Source organism: Methanosarcina sp. 2.H.A.1B.4 (genome assembly GCF_000979385.1).
Classification (GTDB): domain Archaea; phylum Halobacteriota; class Methanosarcinia; order Methanosarcinales; family Methanosarcinaceae; genus Methanosarcina.
Genome location: NZ_JJOV01000062.1, coordinates 17869 through 35562, shown reverse-complemented (window position 1 = coordinate 35562; position 17694 = coordinate 17869). Strand labels below are relative to the sequence as shown.

The window sequence follows — 17694 nt, the reverse complement described above, 5'->3', positions numbered from 1 at the left end:
CTCATATGTTGTTGAAGACTCATATGTTGTTGAAGACTCATATGTTGTTGAAGACTCATATGTTGTTGAAGACTCATATGTTGTTGAAGACTCATATGTTGTGGCAAAGTCTGGATACTCAGAAACTCCTGCAACCTTTGCCAGCTCCTCTACTGGTATGGAATTTGTACTGGTCCCGCCCGGGGAATTTGATATGGGTTCACCTTCTGAAGAGAAAGACAGAGCAGATTCCGAATCCCCTGTCCATAAAGTAACAATTAAAAACCCTTTTTACATGGGTAGATCTTCGGTCACGCAAAAACAATGGAAAATGATAATGGGAAATAACCCTTCCCACTTCAAGGGTGAAGACCGACCAGTTGAGATGGTTTCCTGGAATGAGGTCAAGGAATTTGTTAAAAAACTGAATGCAACAGAAAGTACCGCTAAGTACCGTTTACCTTCAGAAGCCGAATGGGAATACGCCTGTAAAGCCGGTACACAAACAGGGTATTCTTTTGGTAACGATGAGTCAAAGCTTAAAGAGTATGCATGGTACGCTGAGAACTCAGGTCGTAAAACTCACTCAATTGGCCGGAAAAAACCGAATTCCTGGGGTCTTTACGACATGCATGGGAATGTCTGGGAATGGGTTCAGGATAAATGGCACGAAAACTACAATGAATCTCCTTCAGATGGAAGTGTATGGGAAGCTGGAAATGGCTTCGATCGTGTCTCTCGTGGGGGCAGCTGGTACTGTAATGTCGGGTTCTGCCGTTCGGCTGCCCGACTGAGCCGTGAGCCTGAGAGTCGTTTCGCCAACCTTGGTTTTCGTCTTTTGAAGGAACTGTAACTTCATCTCTCTTTTTTCCTTGAGGGAGGCTGCACCGAAGATGCGAGACAAGATATGTTAAATACAGAATTTCCGGCTGCTCCGGTTCCAATATATCTTTTCTTCTTCCAATGTCTTTCTCAAAATTACTGCAATGATTGCCGCCAACAATAAGTCCTCTTGAGCGTAGCGAAAAGGACCGCGTACTCCCGAGGCGCAACTCGGGGTGGCAAACACTTATACATGAATCCTCTATTATATCCACTTCATGAAACAGGATATGTCAAGTGCCGACGTTGCTGCAGTTGTTGCCGAGCTGTCAGGGGGCTCGAAGTCCATTCTTGATGCGAAGATCGGGAAGATCTACCAGCCTGCAAGTGGGGAAATCCGCATCAACCTTTACGTTTTTCATCAGGGTAGGGATAACCTGTTTATTGAGGCTGGGAAGCGTATCCATTTAAGTAAACATTTCAAGGACAGTCCCACGCTTCCTCAGGCTTTTCCCATGCTCCTCCGGAAGTACCTGGCAGGGGGCAGGATCGTATCCGTGGAGCAGCACGACTTTGACAGGATCGTGAAGATCGGGATTGAAAGGGGAGGGATCAGAAACACCCTCATTGTGGAGCTGTTCGCTCGGGGAAACGTCCTGATTGTGGATTCTGAAAACAAAATTATCCTGCCAATGAACCCCGTGACTATGAAGGACCGCAGGCTGAGGAGTGGGGAGATTTATGAGCTTCCGGAGGCACAGTTGAGCCCTGTGGAGGCTAAGGTTTCGGACCTTATGGATGCGTTTTCGAAATCGACGGCCGATATTGTCCGGACCATTGCTACAAGATTCAATCTTGGGGGAGTCCTGGCAGAAGAGGCCTGTGCTCGTGCAGGAATTGATAAGGCTAAACCTGCAAAAGAAGCCATTGTAGAGGATGCTGAAAGGCTCCACGATGCGCTGCAGGATCTCTTTTCCCCGCTGTTCAGGGGCAGGACTGCAGGTAAAGGCGAGATAAAGGCTGAGCCAGAAACCGGTGCCGAAACTGAAACTGGAGTTGAAACTGAAACTGGAGTTGAAACTGAATCTGGGGTTGAAACTGAAACTGGAGTTGAAACTGAAACTGGAGTTGAAACTGAAACTGGAGTTGAAACTGAATCCGAGGTTGAAACTCAAGCAGGAAGTGAAACTCAGGTTCCGGGACTCAAACCTCAGCATATAATGAAGGAAATCAACGGGAAGATAGAAACCTTCGATGTGATGCCTTTTGACCTCACCCGCTATTCTGAATACGAAAAAGAATATTTTGATTCATTTAATACGGCACTTGACGAGTTTTTCGGGAAAAAGTCGCTGGAACAGGTTGCAGAGGTAAAGGAAGCCGAAAAAAAGGAGAAAACCCTTGGCGTTTACGAAAGGCGGCTTCTCCAGCAGGAAGAGAGCCTTGCAAAGTTCGAAAAAGAAATTGAGAAAAATAACCTTCTTGCAGAGATAGTTTACGCCAATTACCAGATTATCGAAGAGCTTTTTTCAGTACTCAACGGCGCAAGGGCAAAGGGCTATTCCTGGGATGAAATCCGTTCCATCCTGAAACAGGCTAAAAAGGCCATGCCTGCTGCACAAATGATTACAAATATTGATCAGAAGACCGGGACTGTAACTGTTGAGCTTGATGGCAAGAGCGTCAACCTTGATATACGGAAGACAGTACCCCAGAACGCCCAGGAATATTACGAGAAGGTCAAAAAGTTTACTAAAAAGAGGGAAGGGGCTCTCAAAGCCATTGAGGATACCAGAAAGGCTATGGAGAAAAAGGCTGCGGCAAAGGCTGCAAAGGCTGGGAGGAAGCTGAAGGCGTCCCGGAAAAAGCACTGGTACGACCGTTTCAGGTGGTTTGTATCCTCAGACGGTTTCCTGGTTGTAGGAGGCAGGGATGCCGACACTAACGAGGAAGTTTTCAAAAAATACATGGAAAAAAGAGATATCGTTTTCCATACACAGACCCCGGGTGCTCCTCTGACAGTTATTAAAACCGGAGGAGAGGAGGTTCCGGAATCCACTCTCCAGGAAGTTGCACAGTTTGCAGTTTCTTATTCGAGCCTCTGGAAAGCCGGGCAGTTCAGTGGGGACTGCTACTGGATTAAAGCTGAACAGGTTACAAAGACTCCGGAGTCAGGAGAGTACCTGAAAAAGGGAGCATTTGTTATTCGTGGAGAGCGCAATTACTTCAAAGATGTACCTCTTGGAGTTGCAGTCGGGCTTGAACTGAAAGGCGAGACAAGGGTCATAGGCGGGCCTGCTTCTGCAGTCCGGAAGCATGGGGACTATATCCTTGAACTTACTCCGGGCAAATTCAATCAGAATGATATCTCGAAAAAAATCTACCGGATTTATGCGGACAAGCTCGGTGACCCTCGCTTTGTAAAGCAGATCGCATCCCCTGACCTGGTAGCTATGATGATCCCTGCCGGAGAGTCAAACCTCAGGACCCAGAAACCAGAAAGAAAAGGGCAGGGAATCGAGCCTGAAGGAGAAGAATACGGGACTTCCGAACTAGAGGCCGAATCTGAGGGCTATGAGGAAGAAACTGAAGATGAATTCGGAGAAGAAGCCGGAGAATATATTGAAGTGGAAATTGAAACGGAGTCCGGAGAAGGGAGCGAAGAGGGAAGTGAAGAGGGAAGTGAAGAGGGAAGTGAAGAGGAAACTGAAATGCATGGAGTGACAAAGGTATGAGGGTTACGAACCGTTCTCTGAAAGGAAGGGAAGGGGAAATTGCCGTAACTGCCGAAACCCTCGACGATCTCTGGCATATGAAATACATCATTGAAAAAGGCGACATGGTCTTTGCCCTTACCAAAAGGAAAGCAGATTCTGCAAGCGACAAACTTCGTCCTGAAAAAGTCGAGAAAGTAAAGGTCCGGCTCGGGATCAGGGTTGAGGAAATGGAATTCCATAAATTCGCGAACAGGCTGCGAATACACGGACCGATAGAGCAGGGGATGGACACCGGCTCCTATCACACTCTTAATGTCGAAATAGGGACAAATATTTCCATCGTCAAGGAGCACTGGAAAAATGACCAGCTCCAGCGCATCCAGGACGCCGAAGAGGCCGGAAAACGCCCTAAAGTTGTTCTTGTAGCAGTCGAAGAGGGCGATGCAGACATTGGTTTTGTGCGCCACTACGGAATTGAGATCTACTCCCATATCCGGCAGTCATCCGGGAAGCGAGAGACCGGGCTCAGGAATGAGTTTTTCAGGGAACTTGTTGAACAGCTCAGGCATGCGGTTCCCGAAGACGCCTCTATAGTGATTGCAGGCCCCGGATTTACCAAAGAAGATTTCCTGAAATATTTCCATGATGTCGAGCCTGATATGGCTTCAAAGGCGCTGACTGAAGACACTTCAATGATCGGGATGTCCGGCTTTCAGGAAGTGCTCCGCAGAGGGGCTGTGGACCGAATCATGCAGGAGTCCCGTATAGCCCGGGAATCCTCTCTCATGGAAGACCTCATCAGGGAGATCTCAATGGACGGTAAAGCCGCTTATGGTTTTGCGGATGTTAAAAATGCTCTTGGATACGGGGCTGTCGAAACCCTGCTCATTGCTGACGAAACCCTGCGGGAAGGGCGGGAAAAAGGGGAAGATATCGACAAACTCCTTATGGAGGTTGAGCAGGCACAGGGAAAGGTTGTTGTATTCAGCACGACCTTTGAGCCCGGGGAAAAGCTTCACAAACTGGGAGGAATTGCAGCTCTGCTCCGCTTCAGAGTAAGGGGCTGAGCCGATACTGAATCTGTGGTTGCAACTCTTTAACTCTTCATACCTATTTGCTTAATTTTTTACCCCTCTTCTTAATTTTGCTTTTGTTTTTTTATTTTTTATTATTAATGCCTTATGTCCTCGGTTTCCTGACAAACTGAAGCTATTCATTTTCTTTTTTTGTTTTTATTTCCTATTTAGTACTATTTTTCTTTTTTTCAATTCAAATTAGTAAAATTTATTAACTACCCAGCTTTATTTGTTGTTACGTTCTGTATTATTTATAACAATATTTGCTTATAGTTTCTTTTTATGTATGGTTCTATTTATACATTTCAATGAAAACGAGTGATGATATTCATGAATCGTGGTATCCAAAAAGCTTTGTCTTCACTTTTGATTGCGTTTGTAATCTGTTTGCTGGCTCCTCCTTTAGGCTTTGCAGCCCCGGCTATCTGCGGGCTTTCTCTTGACACCAATGCGACCTCATCTGATGGTTTTTGTTGGGATGCAGCTACTTTTGGAGGCTTTAACTATCCTGTAAACAAACACAAGGATTTTGTGGCTTCTGAGAACTGGTGGGGAGAACGCTTGCAATACATCGAAAAAGATGGCCAGAACGAACTTGGAAAAAACAACCCTGGAAACCATGTTATAGGTGAAGGAGAGCTTGTGTATTCTACAAGGCAGTTCTCCAGCAAATATGAACTTGTTTCCGACCTTGGGCTTGATGCCGGGACAACTCCTGCAGAACTTGGAGGAATGTTTTACTATAAGTTACCCTGGTTTGGAAAACCGTATGTTACCGTTGAAAATGATGCTCGACAGCTTGCAAACCTTGTTATCAGCCAGAGCGGTGATACTAAAAAAGAGCTGAAAGCCGGTGAGTCCTGGGATCTTGGGAAAGGCTACTCTCTTACTGTTAACCAGGTTGATGTAGAGGGTAATAAGGTCTGGTTTTCCCTCTCTAAAAACGGAGAAGAACTCGAGTCCGGGATTGTGGAAGCAGACGGGACTGTAGAAAATCAGACGTTTACCGCAACTGCTGACTTTGGGGACGGAAAAGACCAGCTTTACTTCATCACCTACGTGGACTCCATTTTCGTAAGCTCATCGGATTCCTTCGCTGTCTTTAAGTATACATGGCTCATTGACAAAGATGACACGATACTCATTGAAAACGGAGATGAATTCCAGGGGTTTGAGGTCAAAGAAGCTTCCAAAGACGGGCTCGTTCTTACGAACTCAGAGTCAATCGTCCTTAACCTTGATAAGGACAAAAAGACTTATTTTACCGATTCCTGGTATTTCCAGACTTCAGATGAGGGAAAGGGAAGCACCTCTCCTGCCGGATACATTATTTTTCCTGCCAAAGAACTGAGCAATCCCGGAAATTACACTCTAAGAGGTTTACCTCTTGACACAAATGAGGTATCATCTGATGATTTTTACTGGAACGCAACCACTTTTGTTGGCTTTGTCTATCCCATAAATAAGCACAAAGACTTTGTAGCTTCTGAAAACTGGTGGGGGGAACGCCTGCAGTACGTCGAAACAGATGGTCAGAACGAACTTGGAAAAAACAACCCCGGAAACCATGTTATAGGTGAAGGAGAGCTTGTGTATTCTACAAGGCAGTTTTCCAACAAATATGTACTTGTTTCCGAACTGGGACTTGATGCCGGGACAACTCCTGCAGAACTTGGTGGAATGTTTTACTATAAGCTTGCCTGGTTCGGAAAACAATATGTTCCTATTGAAAACGATGCCCGACAGCTTGCAAACCTTGTTATCAGCCAGAGCGGTGATACTAAAAAAGAGCTGAAAGCCGGTGAGTCCTGGGATCTTGGGAAAGGCTATTCTCTGACTGTGAACCAGGTTGATGTAGAGGGTAATAAGGTCTGGTTTTCCCTATCTAAAAATGGAGAGGAACTCGAGTCCGGGATTGTGGAAGCAGACGGGACTGTAGAAAATCAGACGTTTACCGCAACTGCTGACTTTGGAGACGGAAAAGATCAGCTCTACTTCATTACCTATGTGGACTCCATTTTTGTGAGTGCCGCTGATTCCTTTGCAGTCTTCAGGTATACCTGGTTAATCGACAGAGACAACCCTGTGATTATTGAAAATGGGGATGAATTCCAGGGTTTTGAAGTAAAGGAGACCTCGGAAAATGGCATTGTCCTCAAAAATTCAAAGTCAATTACCCTGAACCTTGATAAGGATAAAAAGACTTATTTTACCGACTCCTGGTATTTCCAGACCTCTGATGAGGGAAAGGGCAGTACCTCTCCTGCCGGATACATTATTTTCCCTGCAATGGATGTGGTTATTGAAGCCGAAACCTTCTCTGAATCCGCAGATAATCTTACAGAAGAAACCAACGTAACAGATGTGGTTCCGGGTTCAAACGAGTCTGAAAACACCTCGCCTGATTACAGGGCAGCTCCTTCATCTTCTTCCGAAATAGCACTTGAGGGCTCTGAAAATAAAAATAGCTACCCTGAGGAAGGAGCTGCAGAGGAAGCCCCCGTAAAACTTCCAGGCTTTGGAATTATCTCCGGGATTCTCGGTGTTATGATATGTCTGGCTCTTAGAAGAAAGAGTTAATCTGTTATATTCGACGAGGAATGTAATAGAGGATTATTTTCTAATAGAGGATTATTTTCTAATAGAGGGTCATCTCCATAGAGTGAAATCATTTCTGTAGAGGAAAGTCATCTCCATAGAGTGAAATCATTTCTGTAGAGAGCTGTCTCTCTCAATCTCTTTTTTCCTCTCTTTTTTCAGATAAGGAGAAGGGCAATAAATCCGCTTAAAAATATTCCATCAAAGGTCCCTGCCCCTCCTATGCTTGCAACAGGGGCTCCGAGATTCTTGATTTTTCCCAGATTAAACAGATCAGCTCCTATAAGGGTCCCAAGCACTCCTCCTGTATAAGCAATAATGACACGGCACGTCTCTGCAGGGCAGCCAGGGACATGGATAGCCGAAGTAAGCAGGATTGCGGTAAGGGCAGCTGTCAGGGGCGGGACCAGGGCCGGAGTTGCAATTCCTATTCCCCGAATTGGCTTCGCTACGGAATAAGTTATGGCTGCAACAACTGCTATGCCAATTCCTGCAAGATGGATGGAAGAAGGGAATTGTGTAAGGAGATAGGTAGAAATCAGGATCGGAATAACTGCTCCTCCTACATTGATGGCAAGTACCGTTTCATTTTTAACCATCTGCCGGATAGGAATCCTGTAGGAAACCCCAAAGACCTTTACATAATTTTCCTTGACAACCGGAATCTCAGACCTCAGAGTTGTCAGTGGGATATTGATCCCGCTTCCAAGGAGGGATAGGAACAGGATTAAGAGTGCGTCTTCTGCGGAAAATCCTATTTTCATAAAGGTAGAGACAATAATTCCCAGAAACAGAGACCCAAGCCCAAAGATCAGAATGAGAATCAAAAGGAAAAGGAATTTCAGGCTGAAAGGCATGTAGAAGATCTGCCTGCTCATGGAATTACTCTCTGTTCTCCGGTTTTCTGCATATTAAGAGATATGTATATTCTCTTTATTAATGAGTATCCATTCTTCATTCGAGTTTCCATACCTGCACCGGAGGGCTCTAATAAACAGGCAGTTAATTAACAGGTAGTTAAAAACAGGTAGTTAATTAACAGGTAGTTAAAAACAGGCAGTTAATTAACAGGTAGTTAAAAACAGGTAGTTAAAAACAGGTAGTTAAAAACAGGCAGTTAAAAACAGGCAGTTAATTAACAGGTAGTTAATTAACAGGCAGCTAAACATTTTCCCTGCATTCCAGGTCAGATGTATCTGGTAGCAGGCTGTAAGGATTCTATGCAGATAGTTTCTTTTGCATCTTTGTATACTCTGAGGACTCCGCCTGACTCTGATACTGTAACTGAGATTGCTACCGTATCCCTGCTGATGGCGGCTGCTGAGACATGCCGTCCTCCCAGTCCTTTATCAATATCAATATTTTTCCCATCCACGTCAAGGTATCGTCCTGCTGCATGGATAATGCCCGTTTCATCTATCACAAAAACTCCGTCAAGCTGGGCAAATTCCTTTATGGATTCCCAGTTTTTTTTGTCAAGGACGTTTCTGTGGATTTCCTCATGGCCTGCATAAGGGTTAAGGATTATCTGATGAGAGCGTTTCAGGACTTCTTCGGAATCGCCTACAATAAAAGCAGCTCCTATTTTTTTTCCTTCCCTGCCTGTGAGAGCGATATCAAAAGCAATCTTCAGAACTGCATTCATGACTTCAGGCCTGACCCTCTCTTCACATTCTTTCATTGCTTTTATCAGAGGGTTTTCATCGAGGCTATGGACTATAATAGAGCTGGAACCGCGAGTTTCGACAACACCAACAACAATCCCGCCTTTGGGGCCCTCAAGCACGTACTCTATGGCTGCGGCATGCTGCAGGTGGTCAAAGTTGCCCGAAGCTTCCCGGTTGAGCTGGTCGCTGAGTTCTTTTACAGGACTTTTTCCTTCTTTGCCGGTTGCTACGAGGTGATCTATTATGCTTTTCGGGCGCATGGAGATATAATAAACCGGAACTCCTCCGGTCTCGATCTCCTCAAAGCTCAGATCTCCTGAGACCATAATTGCGGCAGCATCAAGTTTCTGGGAAATACGGGCTGCCGCCTCTGCAATTATACGTGCTCTGTCCATGTCGTCCACCCCTTTTTATTTTTATGCAACTATATTTGCAGTCCTGCTTCTTTGCTCTGAGGTTAGTTTATATTCTGCTGTTTGATTTTGAAGTTAATTATTATTTCTTCGAGCTAATATCATTTCCATAGGTTCACATTAGTTCTCAGAGTTAACATTACCGGTAATTGAATATGTAACAGGTTTGTTTACCGTGTAGTGTTGTAATATTTGATATATTATAATTGTTCTGTGATCGCTCCTATTTTTTCTCTTTTCTCTGTTATTTTTCTCCTCAATTCTCGCTGTTCCTTTTTCTAACCTTTTTTAAATGTAGTCAGGATCACTCAGGTTTACAATTTTTTTCTGGAAACGTCATCCTGAATTCGTTTTTTTCTGAAAGGTAAAGTGACAGAAACATTTTTCTGGTTATTTCTTCTAATTTATATTGGTGAAAACTTTGATCAGGACATTTATAGCAGTGGAACTGGATCCGAGTTTCAGGGAAAAAATCCTCCATATCCAGGAGAGATTTTCCGATTTTGACCTTAAGTTTGTTAACCCTGAAATAGTTCACATAACTCTGAAGTTCATCGGTGATATTGAAGAAACAATGGTCAAACCCCTGGCTGAGGCTCTTGATTCTCTTACTTGTGAGCCTTTCGAAGCGCAGATTGAAGGCATCGGGGTTTTCCCAAAGCCTTCTAATCCTAAAGTCCTGTGGCTGGGAGCAACAGGAAACTTCGAGACTCTTCATGATGATGTGGAAACCGCCCTGAAACCTTTTAAGTTCAAAGAAGACGGGAGGGCATTTACTGCTCATGCTACCCTTGCCAGGGTAAAATTCCTGAATAAAGATCAAAAAAATGCTTTTGCAGATGCCCTGAAAGAGTTAAAAGATACAAAAATTGGCAGCATGCAGGTAAATAAAGTGCTTCTGAAGAAAAGCACTCTAACCCCTGAAGGTCCCATTTATGAGGTCCTGCATACTGTATACCTGGACTGACAGGTCTTCTTGCTCTGGACTGTATAAGTCCTCCATACCCTGATCAGTTCCTTCTGTGTGTCTTAACTACAACATCTCACACTGATATGACTTCAGCTATAGCCTTCTGCTTCATATTCTTTGAATCCGCTTGAATACACAAGCCTGCGGTCTTCGGTTATTATAAGGCATTCAACACCTTCGAGATTTTCTATCATCTCAAGCCCTTCTTCTTCTCCCATCACGAAGACTGCAGTTGCAAAAGCATCGGCGTCAATAGCGTTTCTGGCAATTACCGTGCTGCTAATAATGCCTTCTGAAGGATATCCTGTTCTCGGGTCCGAGATGTGAGAAACTCTTGCTGACTCGTTAAAGTAACGTTCATAGTTTCCGCTTGTTGCTACTGCAATATCACGAGCTTCAATTGCAGTAACATATTGTTCGCTTCTGTCCGGGTTCTGAAGGCCTACCATCCAGGAGGTGCCATCTGGCTTCTGACCGATGTATCTCCCGTCTCCTCCCGCGTTGACAAAAGCGTTTTCAATCCCGTTTTCCTTCAAAGACTCGATTGCTTTATCAACTGCGTAGCCCTTTGCAATCCCTCCCAGGGCTACTTTCATCCCGGGGCTCAGACTTGCATTCCCATTTTCAGTGCTTATTTCCGAGTAGTTTACGAGTTTGAGAGTTTCGTTCAGTTCATCTGAAGTTGGGGGTTCCTGTGATCCTTCAGGGAGGAATTTACTCTTCCAGAGGTCAAGTACTGGCTGGATGGTAATATCAAAGGCTCCTCCGCTTTTCTCTGAATAGTACTTTGACTGGTCCAGTACGTAGATAAAAGCAGGGTCAGCATTTTCAACTTCTCCTCTGGTATTCAGGATATTAAGCTGACTATCTTCTTTTGAAGGGCTCATAAGGGCGTCAATTCTGTATATTTCACTAAAGGCGTCCTCTATTGCCTTCGAAGCTTCGCTGTCATTAGAAGCGTATACAGCTACCGTAACTGTAGTGTCCATAGTGCTTCTTGTCTGTTGAAACTCCTTAAGTTCTCTATCCTCTTCAGGTTCAGACTGCACGCAGCCTGATACTAATATGGATATAATCAGTAAAAACGCAAATAGTGTTTTGTATTTTGAATCCATGCTCTATCAATTTTTCCTTCTTGTTTTTTAATTTTAGGTTATTTTATTATTCTATCCAGATGTTTATTTTACGAGAAAGAAGGGAGAAAGCTCCTATACTTTAGCCTGGAGATGAATCCCTTTAAATATCCCCACATTCTTTTCGCTATCCATTATCATTATCTTCAAACCCTATCATAATGTACTGAAATCCTATGCGATAACCAAGCACAGGATAACAGAATATTTCGTATTAAATAATTTTTCACCTCTGGGACAAGGGTAGGGCCTGTGGACTTGTGGAGTTTGCTCCGAGGTATGAAGCATAAATCCCTTGTAAGGATGGGCGGAAACGCCGGCCTGTGGACGTGTGGAGGTTGTTCCGAGGTAGGAAGCGGGAAGCCCGTTAAATCTTTAGATTTAGCGGGTAGTTCACTGGATCGAGGTAAAATTGAAATTGAAGGTGAAATTTTATTTTTATTCACATTTTTATTGCTTTTTTATTTCCAACGGTTTTCATTTATTTTTAAACTCTTTCTTCTTATTATATTTGTTGGTTTTTATTTGTTGTCTGTTTTTTTGATATGAGCTCTGTTATGTAATTTTCTTTACGTCTTTCGTTATTTCTTTCGTTGTGTTCTATCATTGCTGCATTTATTCCCTGTTCTGTGCGGGACGTTCTATAGTTATTCACTTTGATTTACTGGTTATTCACTTTGATTTATTGGTTGATTCATGATTAATGGTTATTGAATAATTAATTATTGATTACCCTGACCAGTTTTACTGAGTTTATATATTTTTTATGTTATTATATCTCGCAGGCTTTTTTCTTTTCTTTGAAGGTTTAATAGGATTCTTTTCACCAGGTGGCTTTTGTAGATTCCCTTCCTGATTTTAATGTATAATCATGTATATTTTCTTTGGAAAACTATATATATTAAAAAAGTGTAATTTTTAAATTCTATTACAGACATTTTATATATTTAATTAATATACGTCGTGTACTATATATTAAGTATATATTTTTATTACTTTATTAATGTCTGTACAATTCCCTCAAACTTATTTCGAAAGAAATAAGTATTACCTCACGCAAACATTTTTCGTTGAAGTGGAATTTAGCTTTGTTTTTCGGAGTAAAATGGCTATCTAAAGCAAGGAAAGGAAAAAGCCGGTGATCAAAAAGCCTTCAGGGGAACCAAATCTGCCAAAAAGAGCTAGGCTAGCCGTTCATGCCAGTTCCTTCTCGCTTCAGTTTTCCGTTAATTATTTCCTTTTGTGTTTCTGGATTATGCCACTGGAGGCCTGGAAGTGACGGCAGTACACCCCTGGCCGTATACGATCCAGCCGTAAATTATCCTTCAATCTCATTCATTACTCAATATAAGCTTCAAGTTGTTGAAATTTGAACTTTGTTTCTTTCCAAGCATGAACATAACAACGTGAACAAAAAAAGAGAATGTGGTCGTTATGAATAGGTTAAATCTGTTGGTGTCGGGAGTCGCTGTGCTGCTTCTCGTGGCTGCTGGTGCCTATTCTTCTCTTGGATATGCAGGGGATGATCAAATTGCATCCCACTACATGACCAAGGGAGAATGGTCCGATACGGTCTGCGGAGGCTGTCACTTCGATGTCTACGAAAATGTCAATCATTCTTATCATGTACAGGTAGATATGGATCGGTGGTCTCCCCTCACAAATTTTGATCTTGAAACATCCGGAGAAGAGGAATGGGTCAAAGAATTCGGGAAGTACCATCCTGGTGGAGGTCCGCTTGCAGAATATGGTGTTGGCGTTGACTGTATGATGTGCCATGAGCAGTATGGTCTCTACGATTTCGAAGCCCGTGCCGAGAAAATTGAAAAGGGAGAATATGATGATGCAAACAGTGCAGCTATGGCAAAATCCAGCCTTGCTGCAAGGACCAATCCTATACAGTTTTTTGTCTACAACGCTAACCTGCTTACCCCCTACCCTCTGCTGATCGTTTTCCACGATAATGTAAACGGGGCTCCTCAGGAGTCTTCTTGTGCCCAGAAGTGCCACATCACCGATGTAGAACAGAGGGCTGTTATGTGGGGCGATGAAGAATCCTATGCAGAGTCAGACGTCCATGCAGCAAAAGGTGTTGAATGTGCAGAATGTCACCACACTGAAGGTTTCATAATAACCTCTGATCACCAGATCGGACGTGGAAACACTTCTGATTCCCCCGACCTTCCGGAGAGCCACTATGATGACACCATGCGCAGCTGTGACGATGCTGAGTGCCATGCAGGTATATCACACGGTCCATTTGCTGACTCTCACATGGAATTCCTTGCCTGTGAAGCATGTCACATCCCTGAGCTTCCTGGAGGAGATCTGCCGGGTGGCAAGCCACTTGAATCTTTCAGCTGGCAGAATGGAGAACGCGAAGATGTTTACCGGGAAGCAGACTTCCAGCCTGTCCTTGCCTGGCACAACGGAACCTTCGGAGATGTCCTGCCAAGTGTGGATACAAGGAATGACACAGGTGTAATGCTTACCCCGTTCAACAATATTACCGGAACCTGGTGGGATGCAGGTACTAATCCTGAAGTGCTCGCAAACCCGAACACAAGCATCTCCATTGGAGATCCGATCCCGGTACAGTATGTTAAGGCAGCGGATTCCGACGGTGATGGTAAAGTTACAGTGGACGAAATGCAGGCTTACGATGCCAACGGAGACGGAAAGCCCGATTATCCGAATGCGGTCTTGAGGACTTCGGAACTTTATTATCAGGTCGCACATAGCATCGTCAGCAAAGATGTGGGAATTTCTTCTCCTCTGACCTGCAAGGACTGCCATGGAAGCAAAGCCGTGATTGACTGGACATCTATAGGTTATGTAGAGGATCCGGGAGGAGACTCAGCAGCTGCAAAGAGCATCGCTGTTACCTATCCCAGGCCGAAACCTGTAGAGGTCGAAACGGAGCCTGCACTGTAAGGAGGCGGCAAACCTTGAGTGATGTTATTAGACTTGATAAACTGCCTGAAAAGGCGATTATACCCATGAGGCAGCATGACGGAATTGCTTGTGCTCCTCTGGTTAAGAAAGGCGAAGAGGTTCTCGTCGGCCAGAAGCTGGGGGAATGCGAGGGCAGCGACCTCGCTTATGTCCATTCCCCCTTTTGCGGGACTGTGGAATCAATTGGGTTGATGCCAAACCCCAGCGGAAAGAGAATCCTCAGTGTTGTGCTCACACCTTCAGAGTGTACACAATCGGTTGAGTTCGTTCCTGAAAAGAATGCACCTCCTTCAAGGTTAATCCAGATGATCAAGGAAGCGGGAATTGTTGAGTATTACGAAAAGCCCACATACCTTGCCCTGAAGCCTGGAAAGAGAATCGATACTCTGCTCATGAATGCAACCTTCCCCCTGATTACCCATGCTTACCTGAACTCCCTTGACAAGGTTCTCAAAGGGTTCAGCCTTATGCTTGAAGCAAGTGGGATCTCGAGGGGAGTAATTGTTGTCCGGGCAGATGACAAGGAGTCCATAAAAGCCTTCAAAGGCGCCGTAGTTGATGGAAAACCTCTCACTATTGCCCCGATCATCGGGAAGAGGCACGCTGACTACTACCTTGAAGACATTGACGACCGGATCATCGTGGTTGCAGCAGGCAAAACCACCTATACCCCAACGATGATGAACCTGCTCTCAGCTGATGTTATGGGCAGGAAGATCTCCCTCGGACACGAACCCTCAGATGTGCACGTGGTAGTATGCGGAGTAAAATCTTCAAAAGCAGTATACGATGCCATATATGAAGGCAGGCCGTACCTTGAAAACGCAGTAACGGTCACAGGAGCTGTCAACAAGCCCGGGTCCGTAATTGTCAGGTTCGGAACTCCTATAAAGGACGTAATTGATGCCTGCGGAGGTTACAGGGGTGAACCTGGCAAGCTTATTATTAACGGGTCAATGGGCGGAATAGCCGTGTATACGGATGAGGCACCAGTGGTCAAGAACACCACGGGAATTGTCATCCAGACAAAGGAAGAAGTCCTGCGGGATGAATCGATTGCCTGTATCCATTGTGGGCGCTGTGTGGACGTCTGTCCTGTAAACCTGCTTCCGACCAGAATTGCATCCTATTCGAACCTTGGTAAATATGAGGAATGTGAGCAGCTGTATGTTATGAACTGCATTGAGTGCGGGGCATGTGCGGTAGTCTGTCCCTCAAAAAGACATCTTGTGCAATTGATCAAATACTCAAAGCTTCAGATCCACAACCTGAGTGCTGCTGGAGCTATGGAGGAGGCGACTAAATAAATGGCCTTTACGGTATCCCCACCTCCTCATATAAAGGAAGGTGTGTCGGTTAAGAAATTAATGTGGAGCAGATTTATTGTTCTTCTCCCGTTATGTTTAGCTTCGATTTACTTATTTGGATTCCCCGCTCTCGGTAATCTTGTTGCCGGAGTGCTGGGTGCAGTTTTTATCGAACTGGCAATCCAAAAGGCATTCAAACAGAAAGTCACACTCGGTGATGGAAATGCAGTCTATCTGGGACTGCTGATCGCACTGATGGTCCCACCCGCAGTACCCTTCTGGCTACCCTTTATCGGGGCAGTCTTCGGGATAGGGGTTGTAAAGCATGCTTTTGGGGGGCTTGGCTCTTATATGTTCAACCCCGCACTGGCTACCTGGGTCTTTTTGAAGCTTTCCTGGCCTTTCCTGATGGTACCTCTCTCAGTTCCCCAGCTTGGGTCTCTCTCGGACCTTATCCTTGAGACAGGAGCCGGGTTCCTGGCAGATGCATCCCCCATCGCGATGATCGGTGTGCTGTACCTCATTGCCAGAAGGTACATTGAGTGGAGAATTCCTCTCATGTATTTACTGACAACTGTGGTGCTCGTGGTTGTGCTCGGAGATCCTCTTTCTTACATCTTTACAGGGTCTTTCCTGCTTGGAGTGTTTTTCATTGCAACGGAAACCTCTACCTCTCCGATAACCCGGAATGGAAGACTTATTTACGGGGTTGCTTGTGGGGTCCTTACAGTAGTTTACGGGTACTTCACTGGAAATTATATCGAGGGGACCTTCTATGGACTGCTGCTTGCAAATGCCATTGCCCCGCTGATCGAACGCTCCACCGTTCCAAAGCCTTTTGGAGGTGTTGAAGCGTGAAAAATACCTCGGCAAACATTATCATAAAAATGATTGTACTTTCAGCGCTCGCGGCTGTACTTCTGGCAGTGACCTTTGTCCCTACCCAGGTGAAGTTGGGAGAGCTGCAGGCTGAGCAGGAGAAACAGGCATTAAAAATGGTTTTGCCTGCAGCTGCAGACTTTGAACCGGTTTATGGGGACAAGGTAGATGCTGACGGAAATCCTGTTGTTCTGTATTTCCGTGGAGTTGACTCTTCCGGAAATATTGTGGGTTATGCCTTCAGGAATACTCAACCCGGTGCCCAGGGCCTTGTTGAGCTTCTTGGTGGAGTAAGCGCGGACTTCAACACCGTAACAGGAATGGAAGTTATGTCCCACGCCGAAACTCCGGGGCTTGGAGCAAAAATTACGGAACCCGGGTTTAAGTCCCAGTTCATAAATCTGCCAGTGGCTGATCTTAGTTTGTCCAAAGACGGTGGAAAAGTTGATACCATTTCCGGTGCGACCATTTCAACCGTAACGGTGGTGAATGCTCTGCACTTTGGTATCGATGGTGTAAGAGCTCAGGAAGGGTGATTCATATGGGTAATAATAGGAGTGTAGCAAGTGAATTTATGCGAGGAATTACTAAGGACAACCCCATATTTGGCCTCGTATTAGGGCTCTGCCCTACGCTGGCTGTCACCACTTCCGTTGAAAACGGGATTGGTATGGCTGCGGGTACCTTATTCGTGCTTCTCGGTTCAAATATGCTGGTATCATTACTTAGAAAAGAAATTCCTGACACAGTGAGAATTCCAATAGAACTCATTGTCATAGCTACTTTCGTTTCGATAGTGGATATGGTAATGGAAGCGTTTACGCCTGGCATGTACGCATCTTTAGGTGTGTACATTCCTCTGATCGTGGTGAACTGTATTGTGATCGGACGTGCCGAAGCCTATGCCCTGAAGAATGGAGTCTTTTACTCGATAATCGATGCATTCGGTATAGGCTCAGGGTTCTTGCTTGTGCTAATGCTTCTTGGAGGCATCAGGGAACTTCTGGGTACAGGCGGAATCAAGCTCTTTGGAGTCCAGTTAGTTGACTTTGTCTCCATGCTGGGGTACAATCCCATAGGTGTTATGACTCTGTCGCCGGGAGCTTTCCTGACCATTGGGGTCCTGATGACTATGGTCAATTACCGCAGGATTTTAAAGGCTATGAAAGGTGATTAAA

13 protein-coding genes are annotated in these 17694 nt (G+C 44.9%); 10 read left to right on the top strand and 3 right to left on the bottom strand.

Annotation, left to right across the window (positions count from 1 at the left end; all coding sequences use genetic code 11):
- From EO92_RS09900 to EO92_RS09885, 4 genes are all read left to right on the top strand, one after another.
- On the top strand, positions 1-832 hold an 832-nt coding region (locus EO92_RS09900; protein ID WP_048171272.1), incomplete at its 5' end, for a formylglycine-generating enzyme family protein.
- 247 nt (positions 833-1079) lie between these two features.
- Complete coding sequence (rqcH, locus tag EO92_RS09895) at positions 1080-3536, top strand: ribosome rescue protein RqcH (RefSeq protein ID WP_048171270.1); 2457 nt, start codon at positions 1080-1082, stop codon at positions 3534-3536.
- Positions 3533-4585, top strand: a complete 1053-nt coding sequence (locus EO92_RS09890) for an mRNA surveillance protein pelota (protein ID WP_048171267.1) — start codon at positions 3533-3535, stop codon at positions 4583-4585. The genes rqcH and EO92_RS09890 overlap by 4 nt, the downstream gene beginning before the upstream one ends.
- A gap of 396 nt (positions 4586-4981) precedes the next feature.
- Positions 4982-7174, top strand: coding sequence for an S-layer protein domain-containing protein (locus EO92_RS09885; protein ID WP_235283281.1), 2193 nt, complete (start codon positions 4982-4984; stop codon positions 7172-7174).
- Positions 7175-7350: 176 nt separating this feature from the next.
- On the opposite strand, the gene EO92_RS09880 is transcribed toward EO92_RS09885, so the two are convergent.
- Together EO92_RS09880 and EO92_RS09875 are read right to left on the bottom strand one after the other, a co-directional pair.
- Positions 7351-8070 carry a DUF1614 domain-containing protein gene (locus EO92_RS09880; protein WP_048136252.1) on the bottom strand — a complete coding sequence of 240 codons (720 nt, stop codon included), beginning with the start codon at positions 8068-8070 and terminating at the stop codon, positions 7351-7353.
- 308 nt (positions 8071-8378) lie between these two features.
- Entirely contained in the window at positions 8379-9254 is an 876-nt protein-coding gene (locus tag EO92_RS09875; RefSeq protein WP_048171265.1) for a diadenylate cyclase, read from the bottom strand.
- 439 nt (positions 9255-9693) lie between these two features.
- Here EO92_RS09875 and thpR point away from each other — a divergent pair, with 439 nt between their 5' ends.
- Positions 9694-10239 carry an RNA 2',3'-cyclic phosphodiesterase gene (thpR, locus tag EO92_RS09870; RefSeq protein WP_048136258.1) on the top strand — a complete coding sequence of 182 codons (546 nt, stop codon included), beginning with the start codon at positions 9694-9696 and terminating at the stop codon, positions 10237-10239.
- Between the two features lie 92 nt (positions 10240-10331).
- Here the strand turns inward: thpR and EO92_RS09865 are convergent, their stop codons facing one another.
- Positions 10332-11357, bottom strand: a complete 1026-nt coding sequence (locus tag EO92_RS09865) for an FAD:protein FMN transferase (protein WP_048162001.1) — start codon at positions 11355-11357, stop codon at positions 10332-10334.
- Positions 11358-12830: 1473 nt separating this feature from the next.
- Between EO92_RS09865 and mmcA the strand changes: the two genes are divergently transcribed.
- Genes mmcA through rnfE form a run of 5 tightly spaced genes read left to right on the top strand, consistent with a single transcriptional unit; the run spans position 12831 to position 17693 of the window.
- Complete coding sequence (mmcA, locus tag EO92_RS09855; protein ID WP_235283282.1) at positions 12831-14309, top strand: methanogenesis multiheme c-type cytochrome; 1479 nt, start codon at positions 12831-12833, stop codon at positions 14307-14309.
- 14 nt (positions 14310-14323) lie between these two features.
- A complete protein-coding gene (rnfC, locus tag EO92_RS09850; RefSeq protein WP_048171260.1) occupies positions 14324-15637 on the top strand; it encodes an Rnf electron transport complex subunit RnfC in 1314 nt (437 codons plus the stop codon).
- Entirely contained in the window at positions 15638-16495 is an 858-nt protein-coding gene (gene rnfD / locus EO92_RS09845) for an Rnf electron transport complex subunit RnfD (RefSeq protein ID WP_048171258.1), read from the top strand.
- Positions 16492-17052, top strand: a complete 561-nt coding sequence (rnfG, locus tag EO92_RS09840) for an Rnf electron transport complex subunit RnfG (RefSeq protein WP_052734325.1) — start codon at positions 16492-16494, stop codon at positions 17050-17052. The genes rnfD and rnfG overlap by 4 nt, the downstream gene beginning before the upstream one ends.
- Before the next feature lie 5 nt (positions 17053-17057).
- Positions 17058-17693, top strand: coding sequence for an Rnf electron transport complex subunit RnfE (rnfE, locus tag EO92_RS09835; protein ID WP_048171256.1), 636 nt, complete (start codon positions 17058-17060; stop codon positions 17691-17693).
- Position 17694 lies beyond the last annotated feature (1 nt).